Consider the following 16765-nt stretch of genomic DNA (forward strand, 5'->3'; position numbering starts at 1 on the left):
CTTCGAAACACGGCCATGTCTGATTCATCGCTTGCCTTTGCCCCCGCCGCACCTTCCGCCATCCCGGTTTCCGCTCCCGCTCCCCGCACGGCCATCGCCAAGGGTTCCATCGAATTCAAGCGCAGCAACCGCGCCCTGTTCTTCGGCGGCTTTTCCACCTTCAGCTTGCTGTATTGCATCCAGCCCCTGTTCCCGCTGCTGTCGCACCAGTTTCATTTGACGCCCGCGCAAAGCAGCTGGTCGCTGTCCGTGTCGAGCGGCTTGCTGGCCATCTCCTTGGTGCTGCTCAGTGCCGTCTCGGACCGGGTCGGGCGCAAGCCGCTGATGGTGGCGTCGATGTTTTCCGCCGCGATATTGACGATCTTGTCCGCCTTCGCGCAGGATTATGCGCAACTGCTGGCGATCCGCGCGGCGCTGGGCGTGGCCCTGGGCGGCATGCCGGCCGTGGCCATGGCTTACCTGGGCGAGGAAATCGAGGGCCCGTCCCTGGGCTTGTCGATGGGGCTATATATTGCCGGCAGCGCGTTTGGCGGCATGTCGGGACGCTTGATCGCCTCCATGCTCAGCGATTTTCTCTCGTGGCGCTGGGCCCTGGGCGTGCTGGGCGTGGCCGGCGTGCTGGCGGCGGCGGAATTCTGGCGCAGCCTGCCCGCGTCGAAAAATTTCGTGCCCAGTACCAAAGGCTGGAATGCCTTGCCGCACGCGATCAAACAGCATTTTTCCGACCAGGGCTTGCCGTGGCTGTTCTGCCTGGCGTTCGTGCTGATGGGCTGTTTCGTCAGCCTGTATAACTACATCGGCTACCGCCTGCTGGCCGCGCCGTTCAGCTTGCGCCAGAGTACGGTCGGCTTGCTGGCCTTTTTGTACCTGATCGGCATCTTCAGCTCCGTCTGGGCGGGCCGCCTGGTGGACCGGCTGGGGCGGCGGGGCGTGCTGTGGATCATGCTGTCGGTGATGCTCAGTGGCATTGTATTGACCCTGTTCGACTCGCTGCCGCTGATCGTCATCGGGATGGCGCTGGCCACGTTCGGCTTCTTTGCTTCGCACTCGATCGCCAGCAGCTGGGTCAGCCGCCGTGCCCGCGCGCCGCAGGCGCTGGCCTCGGCCTTCTATTTGCTGTTCTATTACCTCGGTTCGAGCCTGATCGGTTCCGCCTCGGGCATGATGTGGGGCTTCGACGGCTGGACGGGCGTCATCATCATGCTGGGCCTGTGCCTGGGCGGCGGCGTGCTGATCGCCTTGCGCCTGCGCCATTTGCAGCCGCTGGGGGCGCGCGAAGCGGTGGGCTGAGTCCGGTTATTTGGGGCAGTTGCCGATCATCGTTTCCCCCTGCTTGCCCGCGCGCGTGGTCACGCACAAGGTGCCCAGCGCACTGGTGATTTTATACGTGCGGCTGCCCTTGGCCTCATTCGCGCCCACTTCCTCGATTTTCGATGCCTCGTACCATTTCGGCGGCACGGCCGCGTAGGCCTCGGCAAAGCCTTGCTGCATGCGCTTGAAGCCCGTGTCGTCGAATTTCTCCCCGCTCCGCTGCGGGAATTCCTTGCGCAAATCCTTGTCGATCTTGCCCACGTCGCGCTTGGCTTGCGCCAGGATGTCGGCGGCGCTGGGCGCTGGGGGCGCCGTGATCGCTTCCGGCGTTGCCGGTGCTGGCGCCGGCTCGGCGGCGGGCGGGGGCAAGGGGCGGCTGGCGGGCGCCGGTATGGTTCGGCGCGGCAAACGTTCAGCGGCCGGTTTTGCGCTGGGCAACGCTACGGGCTTGGGCGGCGCAGGGGCGGTGTAGCGCAGCCAGGCGATGGCCGGGCCCTGCGGCAAGTGCTCGTCAGCGGCAAGGCGGGGGCGCGATTGCAGCACGACATAGGCCAGCCCCGCGTGCAGCAGGACGATCAGCAGCAGGCCGGGAGCGCGGCGGGGCAGTGGGGGCAGCGAGTTCATGGAGGGCGTGGTGGTTCAGGTACGCCAATGTATCTGAAGGATTTGATAATTATCTAGAATGTCACAAGCGCTTACAAAAAAGTGCCTCATGGAAATTTCAATGCCCTGGCCGCTGGCGGGGAACCCTGGGCCGGCCTGGCGATCCAACTCCAGATACCATGGGAGGACAGATCATGATGCAGGTAAAGGAAGTGGCACGGCGCTTCGGCGCCATCGAACACGCGATCGGCCAGGCGGCCCAGCTGTGCGGCAAGCAGCAGGGCATGCCGATGGACTTGAAGGATTGCATCAACCAGCTGGACCAGCAAAAGAGCGCCGTGCGGCAAGCCATCGACACGCAGGACGATGCGCGCATCCGGCAGGCCGTCGACCAGATGGAATCGCTGGGTGACCGCGCCAAGCGGGCGTGCGGCACGGCGTCCAGCGTGACGCCGGAAATGAAGAGCGCCGTGCTCAAGGTCCACGATGAATTATCGGACTTGAAGCACCAGATGCACTAGCTACATCTGGCGGAACAGATGGGCATACAAGGGGCTGACGCGCAGCTGCGCCGGATGCTGGCGCAGGGTCAGCGACAGCTTGCCTGCCTCGTCGCGCACGGCCGTGGCGATGGCGCTGGCGTTGACGATGGTGCCCCGGTGGATTTGCCAGAACTGCTGCGGGTCCAGCTGGGGCAGCAATTCCTTCAGGCTCGTGCGTATCAGCGCTTCGCTATCCTGGCACACGACGTTGATGTATTTGTCCAGCGCCTCGAAATACACGACGTCGGCCAGCGCGATCATGCGCACGCTGTTGCCGACGGCCGCCCGTATCATTTGCAGGCGCGGCGCGGGCGGTACCATGGCCTGCAACTGGGCTAGCAGGCGGACCAGGTTGTCGTCGCTGGGGGGCGCGGTGACGGTCGCCGCCACCGGCGCCGCCGTGGCTGCCGCTGGCGTTGCTATGGCGCCGGCGCTGTCGCGCAGGCGTTGCCGCAGCCGTTCCACCGTCTTGCCCAGGCGCGCATCGTTGACGGGTTTTAAGACGTAATCGGCGGCCGCGTGCTCGAAGGCGGCCAGCGCATATTCGTCGTAGGCCGTGACGAACACGATGTGGGGAAACGGCACGCCGTCCGGCCACTGTTCTGCCAGTTCCTCGGCCGCTTCCAGGCCTGTCTTGCCCGGCATCTTGATGTCGAGAAACAGAATGTCGGGTTGCAGCGACAGGCCTTGCTGCAAGGCTTCCACCCCATTGGCGCAGGTGGCAACGATGTCGAGTTCCGGCCACAGCCGGCGCAGGGCGTGCGCGAGGGCGGCGGCGAGTATGGGTTCGTCTTCGGCGATCAGGGCGCGCGGGAGGGGGTTGGTCATGGCATGGGGCTCGCGGTGGTGGAGTGAATCGGTAATTGAAGGCGGGCGACGACGCCTGCCGGTGTGTTGGGGGCCAGTGACAGGCTGGCGCTATCGCCATGCATGCCGCGCAGGCGGTCGCGGATATTCGCCACGCCCAGTTGCGTGCCCTTGGTCTGGCCCGGATGGTCGAGGCCCAGGCCATCGTCGCTGACCGTCAGCACCAGCATGCCGCCGTCCTTGGATGCCTGCACGTGGACGTGGCCGCCTTCGATCTTCGGTTCCAGGCCATGCTGGATGGCATTTTCGACCAGCGGCTGCAGCAGCATGGGCGGCACCTTGATATCGCGCAAGGCCTCGGGCAAGTCCAGCGCGTAGTCCAGGCGCGCGCCCATGCGTATCGACATCAGGCCCAGGTAGGCTTGCATCAGGGAAAATTCCTGGCCCAAGGTGGTCGTCCCGGACCGCGAAGAGCTGAGGGTGGCGCGCAGGTACTGGATCAGCTGGTCGAGCAGCAGCTGGGCGCGGTCCGGATCAAAGCTGATCAGGCCCTGCAGGTTGGCCAGGGTGTTGAACAGCATGTGCGGTTCGATCTGCGCCTGCAGCAGCTGCAGTTGCGCTTGCATGGCCTGGCGCGCCACGGATTCGGCGCGGGCCTTTTCCTCGGCGGCGACCATTTGCAGGCGGGCAATCTTTTCGCGGCTGGAGAAAAACAGCACGGCGCCGCCCGTGGCCAGCAGGGTAAACACGAGCGTGCCCATCATTTGCGTGGGCAACAGCTTGTCGAAGCCGCCCACGTCCACGCCCGTCAGCCAGCCGAACAGGACCAGGCCCAGCATTTGCGCCACGGGCACGGAAATCAGGATGATGAGCATGAAGGGCAGGAATCTGGGCCGCTGGTCTGCGCCCCACAGAGTCAGGCGCATGCCGTCGATCAGCAGGAAGGCGATGGTGCCGATGCACATCGAGGCGACGAGGTTTTGTCCGAAATGGCTGCCTGGATTGAGGATGAAGGTAATGACCAGCGCGCAGATCACGTTCAGCGCCAGCGCATAGCGCGCATCGCGCAGCATGCGGTAGTAGGGCGAGCGGCGCTTGGCAGCTGGCGCATCGGCGGAGCGGGCGTCGGGTTTCATATAGTTGTCTGCTGGTAACGATGAGGCATTGTGTGCCAGCGCAGGCCAGGGCGCAACCGGGCTGCGACGAAACGGCCTGGGCGCGCCGCCATTCGCCGCGGCGCGTCGCCAAACGGGGCCGCTTTACTTTTCAGGATGGGCGCGGGATAGTATGGCAAGACAGTCTTTGCTATAAAGGAATTCCCATGTGGCCTTATCCACGTACCCTGGCGCACCGCGGCGGTGGCACCCTGGCGCCTGAAAACACCCTGGCCGCCCTGCGCTGCGGCCTGGCCTACGGCTACCGCGCCGTGGAATTCGACGTCATGCTGGCGTCCGACGGCGTACCCGTCGTCGTGCACGACCCCGAACTGGGCCGCACGGTGACCGGCAGCGGCCAGGTCAACGACTACACGGCCGCGCAACTGGGGGCCATGGAGGCGGGCGCCTGGTTCGGCCCGCAGTTTGCGGGCGAGGGCGTGCCCACGTTCGAGGCCGTGGTGGCGTATTGCAAGGCGCAGCACATCTGGATGAATATCGAAATCAAGCCGGCGCCCGGCTGCGACGTGCCTACGGGCGAGACGGTGGCGCGGGCCACGCGCGATTATTTTGCAAAGGAAATTGCTGCAGGGGAGTTATTGCCCTTGCTCTCGTCGTTCAGCATCGCCGCTCTGGAAGCGGCGCGCCAGGCGGCGCCGGAACTGGCGCGCGGCTGGCTGGTCGAAGCCATTCCCGCTGACTGGGCGCGCATGGCGAAGGAACTGGACGTGGTGGCGATTCATTGCGACCACCACCAGTTGACGCGCGCGCTGGCGCTGGAAGTCAAGAAGGCGGGATTGGGACTGTTCTGCTACACCGTCAACACGCCCGAACGGGCCAGCGAGCTGCTGGCCTGGGGCGTGGATGGGTTTTGCACGGACAGGATCGATCTGATCAAGGCGTAGGTCGGATTAGCGTAGCGTAATCCGACTTCGTGGTGCCGTGGCAACGTCGGCTTACGCGCCACGCGCTAAGCCGACCTACGCTTCCATCCTTAGAACGTCACGCGCATTCCCACCGTCAAGTTGCGCCCCGTCAACGGCGCCGCATTCTTGATGAACGAGGTGTGGCTGTACGCCAGTTCGTTCGTCAGGTTGTTCGCCTTGATGTAGAACTGGGCTGGCGTCATGCCGATGCGCGTGTCGTAGTTGGCGGACAGGTTGAGCATGTTGTAGCCCGGGGTTGCCGTTTCGAACGCGGCCACCTTGTCTTGCTTGCCTACGCGGTAGAACTCGGCCACGCCGCTCCACGCCTGCCAGTTGGCATCGAATTTCACGCCAAAACGCTGGGCCGGGATGCGCGGCAAGTTGCCGCCGCCGTCGGCCAGCTTGGCCCGCACATAGTCGCCGAACACGCTGGCGCCGAACATGGGGTTCAGTTGCTGGCGCACTTGCCCTTCCACGCCCGTGAACGTGGCGTCGCGCTGGGCGTACTGGATCAGCTGGAAGCCTTCATGGCTGTCCAGCGTGGAGCCGAAGATGTAGTTGTCGACCTTGTTACGGTAGGCGCTGGCCGAGAAGGTCGTGGCGCCCGCATATTTGCGCAGGGTCAAGTCGATATTGTTCGACGTTTCCTTGCCCAGGTTTTGATTGCCTAGTTCATACGTGGCCGTGGCCATGTGCACGCCGTGCGCATACAGTTCCTCGGCGCTGGGCAAACGGTGCGTGCGCGAGATGGTCGAGCCGAGCGAGTATTGCGGTGCGAATTTCCACACGGCGCCCAGCGAAACCGACGTGCCCTTGGCGCTGCGGTCTTGCAGGGTGGCGCTGTCGACCATGATGTCTTGCCACTCGTGGCGCAAGCCCGCTTCGAAGCGCCATTGGTCGAGCTTGTATTCTTCCACCAGGAAGGCCGCGTGTTTCTTCGTTACCGTCGGCGCGACGTACGCTTCCTCGCCCAGGGCGGAGAAATCGCGCTTCGACGTTTGCAGGCCGACGACGCCGCGCCAGCCGAAGACGGGATGGTGTTCCATTTCCAGGCGCGCGTCGTGGCCCTTGTTCTTGAACGTGGTGGCGATTTCCGTGCCTTCGATTTCATCGTGCTTGTAATCGGTGAACGACGCGCGCAGGCGCAGCTTGGCGAAGCCGGGCACGGGGTCGCGCAATTCGCCGCGCACATCCCAGCGCTCGCTTTTCAGCTTTACGTAGGGCACGCTGCCGTGCTCGTGGTCATGTTCGTCTTCACCGCCATGGTCGTGGCCGTCGTGGCCGCCGCAATGCAGGTGCGTGCCGTGCGGGTGGCAGCTTTCGAATTCGTGGTTGTGGCCAGGCAAACCGTATTCCGCGTGCTGGCTGGTGAAGGCCAGTCCCAGGAAACCGCGTTGCCCCACCCACGACACGCCCACGCTGCCCGTGTCCGTCTTGTTGTAGCTGCCGCCGACTTTCGATCCGCCTTCCCAGCCGCTGCCGACCTTGTATTCCTTCGCGTCGCGCTTCACGCCTTCCGCGTGGAAGGCGATGTTGCCGGAGCCGCCAGTCACTTCAAAGGCGCCCGCCTTCTCGCGCGCAGCCGAGTTGACGCGCACTTCCGCGCTGCCTTCAAAACCCTTGGCCGGCACGCGCGTGGGGATTTTCTTGTCGATCACATTGACGACGCCGCCGACGGCGCCACCGCCGTAGGCCAGCGCGGACGGGCCGCGCAGCACTTCAATCTGTTCCGACAGCATCGGTTCAGCCGCGACGGCATGGTCGGGGCTGATGGTCGACGCATCCTGCACTTCGGCACCGTCGGACAGGATCTTCACACGGGGACCATCCATGCCGCGGATGATGGGGCGGCTGGCGCCGGCGCCGAAATGGCTGGACGTGATGCCGGGCTGGCCGGCCAGGGTTTCGCCCAGGGTCGCTTCGCGGGCGCGCACCAGTTCCTCGCCTTCCAGTACGGTCACGGGCGTGCTCATGTCGTCGCTGCCCAGGGCCAGCGCGCTGGCCGAGACGGTGACGGCGGGCAAAGTGGCTGATTGCTGCGCCAGGGCGCTGGCAGGGGCGGCAAAGGCCAGCATGATGGCCAGGGCGAGGGGAGTAGGTTGGTGAGGACGGACGGACATGGGCAAGAATTCCTTATTCGCTATCGGTGTTGGCGGGGTTGGGGCAGGCCATTGCCGGATGGGGTGGCTGCCAGAAGATGATAATGATAACCCATTATCATTACTGGGTGGCAGTTTTTCCGGGCGGTAGATGCAGGCGGATGGTGTATTCTGTCGGCTATGGAACGCACAACACGTCAAAAAACCGCTATTCAAGCCGCCATCGAGTCGGCCCAGCGCCCCCTGTCGGCGCAGGAAATCCTCGAACAGGCCAGCTTGCAGGTGACGCAGCTGGGCATCGCCACCGTTTACCGCAACTTGAAATCGCTGGTGCTGGAAGAAAAGGTGCACGTGGTGACTTTGCCGGGCGAAAACCCGCGCTACGAGTCGAACACGGCCGCCAATCACCACCACCATCATTTCCAGTGCACCACGTGCCAGCGCGTGTTCGACGTGCATGATTGCCCGGGCGACTTGAAGCGCATGGCGCCGCAAGGCTTTGTCGTGGAACGCCACGAACTGACCCTGTACGGCCGCTGCGCCGACTGCAATGCCGCCGCCGGTGCCACGGTGCCTGCCGCAGGGACCACTGCGTGCGCCAGCGGCCACGACCCGGCCTGAGCGGGCAGGCCGTCGATGTTGGCACGTGCGCAACAATGCCCGTGCCCACCGTCATTGCCGCACCCCATATCACGTATAATCTTCCCTTTAAAGCTGCCGCCACTCTTTGCCAAAAAAACATGAAATCAACTGAAATCCGCGACAAGTTCCTCAAATTTTTCGAGTCCAAGGGCCATTCCATCGTCCGTTCCAGCTCCCTGGTGCCAGGCAATGATCCGACCTTGCTGTTGACGAACAGCGGCATGGTGCAGTTCAAGGATGTGTTTACGGGCACGGACAGCCGTCCGTACACGCGCGCCACCTCGGTGCAGCGCTGCGTGCGCGCTGGCGGCAAGCACAACGATCTGGAAAACGTCGGCTACACGGCGCGCCACCATACCTTCTTTGAAATGCTGGGCAACTTCAGCTTCGGCGACTATTTCAAGCGCGACGCGATCCAGTACGCATGGGAACTGCTGACCAAGGTGTACGGCTTGCCGGCTGACAAGCTGACCGTCACCGTCTACATCGAAGATGACGAAGCGTACGACATCTGGGCAAAAGAAATCGGCGTGCCTGTCGAACGCATCATCCGCATCGGCGACAACAAGGGTTCGCGCTACGCATCGGACAATTTCTGGCAGATGGCTGACACGGGCCCATGCGGTCCGTGCACGGAAATCTTCTACGACCACGGCGCCGACATTCCTGGCGGCCCGCCGGGCTCGCCTGACGAAGATGGCGACCGCTTCATTGAAATCTGGAACCTGGTGTTCATGCAGTTCAACCGCGACGAAGCGGGTGTCATGCACAAGCTGCCGAAGCCGTGCGTCGACACGGGCATGGGCATGGAGCGCCTGGCCGCCGTGCTGCAGCACGTGCATTCGAACTATGAAATCGACCTGTTCCAGCATTTGATCCGCGCTGCCGCGCGCGAAACGGGCGCCACGGACCTGGAAAACAAGTCGCTGCGCGTGATCGCCGACCACATCCGCGCCGCCGCCTTCATGATCGTCGATGGCATCATTCCGGGCAGCGAAGGCCGCGCGTATGTGTTGCGCCGCATCATCCGCCGCGCCCTGCGCCATGGCCACAAGCTGGGCCAGACGAAACCGTTCTTCTACAAGCTGGTGGCCGACCTCGCCATCGAGATGGGCGGCGCCTATCCGGAGCTGGAAGAAGCGAAAGACAACGTCGCCAACATGCTGAAAGCCGAGGAAGAGCGTTTCGGCGAAACCCTGGAAACGGGCATGAAAGTGCTGGAAGCGCAGCTGGCCAAGGATGCCACCGGCATCGACGGCGCCACCGCCTTCACCTTGTACGAAACCTATGGCTTCCCGCCGGACCTGACGGCCGACATCTGCCGCGAACGCAACATCACCTTTGACCAGGCCGGCTACGACGCGGCCCTGAAGGAAAGCCAGGAACTGTCGCGCAAGGGCGGCAAGACGCACAAGGACAGCAAGGTCGAGTACACGGGCGAGAAAAACAAATTCGTCGGCTATGACCAGTTGACGTTCAGCAGCAAGGTCGTCGCGCTGTACGCAGCCGGCACGCCCGTGCAGGAACTGAAGGCTGGCCAGGACGGCATCGTCGTGCTCGACACCACGCCGTTCTACGCGGAATCGGGCGGCCAGGTGGGCGACCAGGGCGTGATCGCCTCGGGCGCCGGCAGCTTTGCCGTCAGCGATACCTTGAAAATCCAGGCCGACGTATTCGGTCACCATGGCGTGCTCGAGTCCGGCGTATTGAAAGTGGGCGACGCCGTCTCGGCCGAAGTCGACACGGCCAAGCGCGCGCGCACGATCCGCAACCACTCGGCCACGCACTTGATGCACAAGGCCTTGCGCGAAGTACTGGGCGGCCACGTGGCGCAAAAGGGTTCGCTGGTCGACCCGGACAAAACCCGCTTCGACTTCAGCCACAATGCGCCGATGACAGCCGAGCAGATCGCCGCCGTGGAAACGATCGTCAATAAGGAAATCCTGGAAAACCGCGCCACGCAAGCTCATTTGATGTCGTTTGACGATGCCGTCAAGCATGGCGCGATGGCCCTGTTTGGCGAGAAATACGGCGACGAAGTGCGCGTGCTCGACATCGGCAGCTCGAAAGAACTGTGCGGCGGCGTCCACGTGCAGCGCACGGGCGATATCGGCCTGTTCAAGATCATCGGCGAAAGCGGCGTAGCCGCCGGCATCCGCCGCGTGGAAGCGGTGACGGGAGAGGGCGCGCTGGCGCTGGTGCAAACCATCAACCGCCGCCTGGTCGAAGCGGCCAACGCCCTGAAGGCGCAGCCGGAAGAATTGACGGCCCGCATCGTCCAGGTGCAGGACCACGTGAAGGCGCTGGAGAAGGAACTGGCCGCGCTGAAATCGAAACTGGCCTCGGGCCAGGGCGATGAACTGGTCACGCAAGCCGTCGATGTCAATGGCATCAAGGTGCTCGCGGCCGTGCTGGACGGCGCCGACGTGGCCCGTCTGCGCGAAACCATGGACAAGCTGAAGGACAAGCTGAAAACGGCCGCCATCGTGCTGGCCAGCGTGGCGGACGGCAAGGTCAGCCTGATCGCCGGCGTGACGGCGGACGCGACTTCCAAGGTCAAAGCGGGCGAGCTGGTGAACTTCGTTGCACAGCAAGTGGGCGGAAAAGGCGGCGGACGCCCCGATATGGCGCAGGCTGGCGGCACCGATCCGAGCGGCCTGGCGAACGCCCTGGCCGGCGTGCCGGCCTGGGTCGGCGAACGCGCGAAATAAGGCGTAAGCTAGAGGGCATGCGGGGTTTTCGCCCCACAGCCCCTTGAAAACGGCCCGCAGACGGTGTTTGCGGGCCGTTTTGCCGTGTGGAATCTCGTTGTGACACCACAACAGCCGATGAACTATTTTGGTGCAGCGCGTCAATGCCCCTGATTTAGAGTAGTATGTCGAAAATCAGTACAACAAAACAATGGTGGGATATTGATGATGAGCGACACACTACTTGATACCGAGATTATGGAATTTCACAAAGAACTCGACGCGCGCGGCTTGAATTGCCCGTTGCCGATTCTGAAGGCGAAAAAGGCTTTGTCAGAGCTGCAGAGCGGGGAAGTGCTGCGCATCATGGCAACCGATCCCGGTTCCGTGCGCGACTTCCAGGCTTTCTCCAAGCAAACGGGCAATGCCCTGCTGTCGCACGTGCAGACGGGGACCGAATTCGTCTTCCTGATGCAACGCAAATAATTCTGCCCGCCGGGGCCGCCGTGGCGCGGCCTGGTTTTCCTTCCCGAGCCAGCCCTTTTGCTGCCCTGCAGCGTAGCGGCAGACCCCCTTGAAATCCCCGAAGCCGCACAGTTTAGATGGATTGCTCTAACAAAAAATCGCACGATCGTGCTTAAATTCGGTTCAGGATTCAAATTTCTCTTATAATCGAACGCACAATCAGCACTTGATCCGTCATTTTTATAATTTCCCAAAGGCATAGCTATGAAAGTCTTGGTACCCGTCAAACGCGTGGTCGACTATAACGTCAAAGTCCGCGTCAAGAGTGACGGCACTGGCGTCGATACCGCCAACGTCAAAATGTCGATGAACCCTTTCGATGAGATCGCGCTGGAAGAAGCGATGCGCCTGAAAGAAGCTGGCAAGGTCACTGAAGTGGTCGCCATCTCCTGCGGCGTGACGCAGTGCCAGGAAACCCTGCGCACGGCCATGGCCATCGGCGCCGACCGCGGCATCCTGGTGGAAACGACGACCGACCTGGAACCGCTGGCCGTGGCCAAGCTGGTCAAGTCCCTGGCCGAGAAAGAGCAGCCGCAACTGATCATCCTGGGCAAGCAGGCGATCGATGACGACAGCAACCAGACCGGCCAGATGCTCGCTGCCCTGCTGGGTTGGCCGCAAGCCACGTTCGCTTCGAAGGTCGTGCTGGAAGACGGCAAAGTCACCGTCACGCGCGAAGTCGACGGCGGCCTGGAAACACTGGCATTGACCTTGCCAGCAATCATCACCACCGATTTGCGCCTGAACGAGCCGCGCTATGTGACCTTGCCGAACATTATGAAGGCAAAGAAAAAGCCGCTCGAGACCGTCAAGCCGGAAGACCTGGGCGTCGACGTCGCGCCACGCCTGAAGACCCTGAAAGTCGTCGAGCCAGCCAAGCGCTCGGCCGGCATCAAGGTGCCGGACGTCGCCACCCTGGTCGCCAAGCTGCGTACCGAAGCCAAAGTCATCTAAGCGCGGCCTCGCCGTTTATCCAGAACAATTACAGGACACATCATGGTCGCATTAGTTATTGCTGAACACGACAACGCTACCTTAAAGGGCAGCACCCACCACACCGTGACCGCGGCTGCCCAGTGCGGCGGCGACGTGCACGTACTGGTCGCAGGTTCGAACGCCTCGGCTGCCGCCGCTGCCGCCGCGCAAATCGCCGGCGTGACGAAAGTCATCGTGGCCGACGCGCCATATTTTGCCGACGGCCTGGCCGAAAACGTGGCCGAGCAAGTGCTGGCCATCGCCGGCAACTACAGTCACATTCTGGCGCCAGCCACCGCCTACGGCAAGAACATCCTGCCGCGCGTGGCCGCCAAGCTGGACGTGGCGCAAATCTCGGAAATCACCAAGGTCGATTCCCCGGACACCTTCGAGCGCCCGATCTACGCCGGTAACGCGATTGCCACCGTGCAATCTGGCGACAAGATCAAGGTCATCACCGTGCGTACCACCGGTTTCGACGCCGCTGCCGCCACCGGCGGTTCGGCTGCCACCGAAACCATCGCCGCCGTCGCCGACAATGGCAAGTCCGCCTTCGTGGGCCGCGAACTGGCCAAGTCCGACCGTCCTGAACTGACCGCCGCGAAAATCATCGTGTCGGGCGGCCGTGGCATGGGTTCGGCCGAGAACTTCCACATCCTGGAGCCGCTGGCCGACAAGCTGGGCGCCGCCATGGGTGCTTCGCGTGCCGCCGTCGATGCCGGCTTCGTGCCGAACGACTGGCAAGTGGGCCAGACGGGCAAGATCGTCGCGCCATCGTTGTACATCGCCGTCGGTATTTCCGGCGCGATCCAGCATCTGGCCGGCATGAAAGACTCGAAGACCATCGTCGCCATCAACAAGGATCCGGAAGCACCGATCTTTGCCGTGGCCGACTACGGCATCGTGGGCGATCTGTTCGAGATCGTGCCGCAACTGGTCAAAGAACTGGGCTAATTTAAACCCATCAGGTTTTGTATATCACGAAGCCACGCCGGCCCGCCCCACACGGCGAGCCGCGCGTGGCTTTTTTCTTGGAGAGAGAAGATGAGCTATCAAGCCCCGCTGAAAGACATGTTGTTCGTGATGAACGAACTGGCCGGCCTGGCCGAAATCCACACTTTGCCGGGCTGCGAAGACGCCACGCCCGACACGGCCGAAGCCGTGCTGGAAGAGAACGCCAAGTTCTGCGGCGCCGTGGTGGCCCCCTTGAACGGCCCCAGCGACAAGGAACCGAGTTTCTGGCACGACGGGCAAGTGACCACCTCGAAGGGCTTCAAGGAAGCCTTCAAGGCGTATGGCGAAGCGGGCTGGCAGGGCGTGCAGCATCCGACGCAGTTTGGCGGCCAGGGCTTGCCCAAGCTGCTGGCTACGCCGTGCATCGAAATGCTCAATTCGGCCAGCATCTCGTTCGCCCTGGTCGCCCTGCTGTCGGACGGCGCCATCGAAGCGCTGTTGACGGCCGGCAGCGATGAACAGAAGGCCACGTATCTGGAAAACCTGGTGTCGGGCAAGTGGACGGGCACCATGAATCTGACGGAGCCGCAAGCGGGGTCCGACCTGGCCGCCGTGCGCACGCGCGCCGTGCCGCAGGGCGACGGCACCTATAAAGTGTTCGGCACGAAGATTTTCATCACGTACGGCGAACACGACATGGCGGAAAACATCGTCCACCTGGTGCTGGCCCGCACGCCGGACGCACCCGCCGGCGTGAAAGGTATTTCGCTGTTCATCGTGCCGAAATTCCTCGTCAATGCGGACGGCAGCCTCGGTGAACGCAACGACGCGCACTGTGTCTCCATCGAACATAAACTGGGCATCAAGGCCAGCCCGACGGCTGTATTGCAGTTCGGCGACCACGGCGGCGCCATCGGCACCCTGGTGGGCGAGGAAAACCGCGGTCTCGAATACATGTTCATCATGATGAACGCGGCCCGCTTCGGCGTGGGCCTGCAGGGCATCGGCCTGGCCGAGCGCGCCTACCAGCAAGCCGTGGCCTTCGCCAAGGACCGCGTGCAGTCGCGCGACCTGGCCGGCTCGCCCGGTCCGGTTTCCATCATCCACCACCCGGACGTGCGCCGCATGCTGATGTCCATGCGCTCGCAGACGGAAGCGGCGCGCGCGCTGGCCTACGTGGGCGCGGCCATCAGCGACGTGGCGCACCACCATCCGGACGCCGAGGTGCGCGCGGAAAGCCTGGCGACGTATGAATACCTGGTGCCCGTGATCAAGGGTTGGGCCACGGAAATGTCGCAGGACGTCACGCGCGACGGCGTGCAAGTGCACGGCGGCATGGGTTTCATCGAAGAGACGGGCGCCGCCCAGCATTACCGCGACGCCAAGATCCTGACGATCTACGAAGGCACGACGGCCATCCAGGCGAACGACCTCGTGGGCCGCAAGACGGTGCGCGACGGCGGCGCCGTGGCGAAAGCCATCATCGCCCAGGTGCGCGCCACGGAAGCCCAGCTGGGCGAACTCTCCGGCGCCGACTTCCAGGCCATGCAGCGTCACCTGGCCGAAGGCAGCGCCGCGCTGGAAGCCGTGGTCGAATACGTGGTGGCGAACATGAAGACGGACATCAAGGGCGTGTTCGCGGGCAGCGTGCCGTATCTGAAACTGGCCGGCATCGTGCTGGGCGGCTGGCAAATGGCCCGCGCGGCCATCGTGGCGCAGCAAAAGCTGGGCGAGGGCAGCGGCGACGCTTCGTTCTACAAGGCAAAAATCGCCACGGCACGCTTCTTTGCCGACCACATCCTGTCGCAGGCACCGGGCTTGCGCGCCACCATCATCGACGGCAGCGCCGGCGTGATGGCCTTGTCGGAAGAGCAGTTTTAAGTTGACGCGGGGCCGGCGGGAGCCGGCTGAATGCAAAAAAAGCGCTGGAGACTACTCTCCAGCGCTTTTTTATTTCTGCAAGAATGCTTGGGAAAGCGTTCAGGGCAAGGCGCCTTGTCGCAGGCAGCACGTTAGTGCGACAAGACAAGGCAACGCTGCCATGGACGCTTTCCCTGCATTCTTAACGGCGGGCGATGCCGTTGCCGGAATTGCGTACCAGATCGCCGGCGGCCAGGCCAGGGTCCTGGTCAAACGCGAAGTCGGCCTTGGCGCCCGTTTCGTATTGCACGGTGACGGTCCACACCTTGCTGTTTTTCATATGGCCTTCGACTTGTTTGCCCGCGAAAGCACCGCCGGCGGCGCCGGCCAGGGTGGCCAGGTCCTTGCCGCGTCCGCCGCCCACCTGGCGGCCCAGCAGGGCGCCGGCCACGCCGCCGCCGATCATGCCCAGCGCGCCGCCTTCGCCGGCTTTTTCAGCGACGTTGACTGCCAGCACCTTGCCGCAATCGGCGCAGATCTGGTGCTGCGGCTGCTTGGAAGGCTGGCTGGCGTAGGAATTGCCCGCTTTTTGCGCGGCCTTGGCGTTGATGATGGCCTGGTCGTATTCGCCCTTGGCGTCGCGCAGGCATTGCATGCGGGCTTTCGAGCTGCTTTCTTCTGCGCACAATTTCTTGTCGTCCGCATAGCGCGTGCTCGCCTGTTTCGTGTCGTAGGCGTATTGCGCCTTCGGCGACAGGTTTTGCGCGAAGGCGGATGTGCTGAACAGGGCCGTGACGGCGACTGCGAGGATGAGTGGGCGACGAATCATGATCTTCTCCTGGGGTGTGTTGAATGTGCCGGTAATGTTGGCATTGTGAATGCAGTATAGAGGAAAATCATGATTGCTTACCAACACTTACATGTGCGTGCGGCGGGAGCCCCTGGATGTCATTCCCAGGTCGGAATTAACCGTAGGCGCCGCCCGTGTACAGCAAGTCGAACAGGCGCGCCATGGTGGCGATCAGCACGCCTGCGCCTAGCATCAAGGTAGCGACCAGCACCACGGCCAGGGGCCAGCCCGTGTCCGACAGGCGGCTTGATGCGGCGTTGTAGCGGGCGTCCCACTTGTCGTCCGGCATCAGGCCCAGCACCAGCGCTTCCAGGAAGCCGCCCAGGGCGGACAGGGTCAGCGGCAATATCTGGTAAAACCAGTCGGCCTCGGGAAACAGCTGATGCAGCAGCGCGCTGGCGGGCAGGGCGGCCAGGTGTAGCCAGCCCCAGCGGTCTTTGGCGCCATGCAGGTAGAAGCGGTGCGCGCCCAGCGTGCCCAGCAAAAAGGCCAGCAAGGTGGTGAAGGCCTTGTTCTTGTGCGACTGTTGCAAAATGGTAGCGGTGGTCATGGGACTCCAGAGTTGCTCATCAGTAAAGATTGCCAGTATCGGCCATTGCCTCGCACAACGATAGCACTTTCCTGTGGCGTTTATGCAATGATTTCGCGTGAGTTCACGCCAGGGGCGGCACGATAGGCGCAGACGCCTATTGCGTCTTCGGCCATGACTGGTCATAATGTTTGATTAGCCCAAATTACACGCCCGTCATCATAACGCTTGCTGCCTGGCGGTAAAGCGCGCTATAATTTGCGGCTTTTTCCGCCTCAGCACACTTTTTGGAAATATT

15 protein-coding genes are annotated in these 16765 nt (G+C 63.1%); 9 read left to right on the forward strand and 6 right to left on the reverse strand.

Annotated elements, in window-relative coordinates; all coding sequences use genetic code 11:
• Nucleotides 1-15: 15 nt before the first annotated feature.
• The gene (locus ACQ4WQ_RS17275) at nucleotides 16-1290 is read left to right on the forward strand and encodes an MFS transporter (protein WP_436498694.1); all 1275 of its coding nucleotides are present in this window, start codon (nucleotides 16-18) and stop codon (nucleotides 1288-1290) included.
• Between the two features lie 6 nt (nucleotides 1291-1296).
• Here the strand turns inward: ACQ4WQ_RS17275 and ACQ4WQ_RS17280 are convergent, their stop codons facing one another.
• A complete protein-coding gene (locus ACQ4WQ_RS17280; protein ID WP_436498696.1) occupies nucleotides 1297-1935 on the reverse strand; it encodes a hypothetical protein in 639 nt (212 codons plus the stop codon).
• A gap of 173 nt (nucleotides 1936-2108) precedes the next feature.
• On the opposite strand from ACQ4WQ_RS17280, the gene ACQ4WQ_RS17285 reads away from it, so the two are divergent.
• Nucleotides 2109-2435 carry a hypothetical protein gene (locus tag ACQ4WQ_RS17285; protein ID WP_096234171.1) on the forward strand — a complete coding sequence of 109 codons (327 nt, stop codon included), beginning with the start codon at nucleotides 2109-2111 and terminating at the stop codon, nucleotides 2433-2435.
• Here ACQ4WQ_RS17285 and ACQ4WQ_RS17290 read toward each other — a convergent pair whose 3' ends face one another.
• A complete protein-coding gene (locus ACQ4WQ_RS17290; RefSeq protein ID WP_436498698.1) occupies nucleotides 2436-3284 on the reverse strand; it encodes a LytR/AlgR family response regulator transcription factor in 849 nt (282 codons plus the stop codon).
• Nucleotides 3281-4399 (reverse strand): sensor histidine kinase, encoded by a 1119-nt coding sequence (locus tag ACQ4WQ_RS17295; protein ID WP_436498700.1) that lies wholly within the window; start codon nucleotides 4397-4399, stop codon nucleotides 3281-3283. Before ACQ4WQ_RS17295 ends, ACQ4WQ_RS17290 begins: the two co-directional genes overlap by 4 nt.
• A gap of 185 nt (nucleotides 4400-4584) precedes the next feature.
• Between ACQ4WQ_RS17295 and ugpQ the strand changes: the two genes are divergently transcribed.
• Nucleotides 4585-5322: a glycerophosphodiester phosphodiesterase gene (gene ugpQ / locus ACQ4WQ_RS17300; RefSeq protein ID WP_436498702.1), complete on the forward strand. Its 738-nt coding sequence runs from the start codon at nucleotides 4585-4587 to the stop codon at nucleotides 5320-5322.
• An 89-nt stretch (nucleotides 5323-5411) separates the two neighbouring features.
• Here ugpQ and ACQ4WQ_RS17305 read toward each other — a convergent pair whose 3' ends face one another.
• Nucleotides 5412-7463 (reverse strand): TonB-dependent receptor domain-containing protein, encoded by a 2052-nt coding sequence (locus ACQ4WQ_RS17305; RefSeq protein WP_436498704.1) that lies wholly within the window; start codon nucleotides 7461-7463, stop codon nucleotides 5412-5414.
• 159 nt (nucleotides 7464-7622) lie between these two features.
• Between ACQ4WQ_RS17305 and ACQ4WQ_RS17310 the strand changes: the two genes are divergently transcribed.
• From ACQ4WQ_RS17310 to ACQ4WQ_RS17335, 6 genes are all read left to right on the forward strand, one after another.
• Nucleotides 7623-8063, forward strand: coding sequence for a Fur family transcriptional regulator (locus ACQ4WQ_RS17310; protein ID WP_436498706.1), 441 nt, complete (start codon nucleotides 7623-7625; stop codon nucleotides 8061-8063).
• 119 nt (nucleotides 8064-8182) lie between these two features.
• A complete protein-coding gene (alaS, locus tag ACQ4WQ_RS17315; protein WP_436498708.1) occupies nucleotides 8183-10795 on the forward strand; it encodes an alanine--tRNA ligase in 2613 nt (870 codons plus the stop codon).
• A 237-nt stretch (nucleotides 10796-11032) separates the two neighbouring features.
• A complete protein-coding gene (locus ACQ4WQ_RS17320) occupies nucleotides 11033-11260 on the forward strand; it encodes a sulfurtransferase TusA family protein (protein WP_436498710.1) in 228 nt (75 codons plus the stop codon).
• Nucleotides 11261-11503: 243 nt separating this feature from the next.
• Entirely contained in the window at nucleotides 11504-12253 is a 750-nt protein-coding gene (locus ACQ4WQ_RS17325; protein WP_070221859.1) for an electron transfer flavoprotein subunit beta/FixA family protein, read from the forward strand.
• Nucleotides 12254-12295: 42 nt separating this feature from the next.
• A complete protein-coding gene (locus tag ACQ4WQ_RS17330) occupies nucleotides 12296-13228 on the forward strand; it encodes an electron transfer flavoprotein subunit alpha/FixB family protein (protein ID WP_326459622.1) in 933 nt (310 codons plus the stop codon).
• A 90-nt stretch (nucleotides 13229-13318) separates the two neighbouring features.
• Nucleotides 13319-15109: an acyl-CoA dehydrogenase gene (locus tag ACQ4WQ_RS17335; protein ID WP_436498712.1), complete on the forward strand. Its 1791-nt coding sequence runs from the start codon at nucleotides 13319-13321 to the stop codon at nucleotides 15107-15109.
• 181 nt (nucleotides 15110-15290) lie between these two features.
• Here the strand turns inward: ACQ4WQ_RS17335 and ACQ4WQ_RS17340 are convergent, their stop codons facing one another.
• Together ACQ4WQ_RS17340 and ACQ4WQ_RS17345 are read right to left on the reverse strand one after the other, a co-directional pair.
• Nucleotides 15291-15917, reverse strand: a complete 627-nt coding sequence (locus ACQ4WQ_RS17340) for a glycine zipper 2TM domain-containing protein (protein ID WP_326459620.1) — start codon at nucleotides 15915-15917, stop codon at nucleotides 15291-15293.
• Nucleotides 15918-16053: 136 nt separating this feature from the next.
• Nucleotides 16054-16488 (reverse strand): NINE protein, encoded by a 435-nt coding sequence (locus ACQ4WQ_RS17345; RefSeq protein WP_070313683.1) that lies wholly within the window; start codon nucleotides 16486-16488, stop codon nucleotides 16054-16056.
• Nucleotides 16489-16765: the final 277 nt, after the last annotated feature.

Origin of the sequence: Janthinobacterium goodfellowi (assembly GCF_051380695.1) — a bacterium.
GTDB lineage: Bacteria > Pseudomonadota > Gammaproteobacteria > Burkholderiales > Burkholderiaceae_D > Janthinobacterium.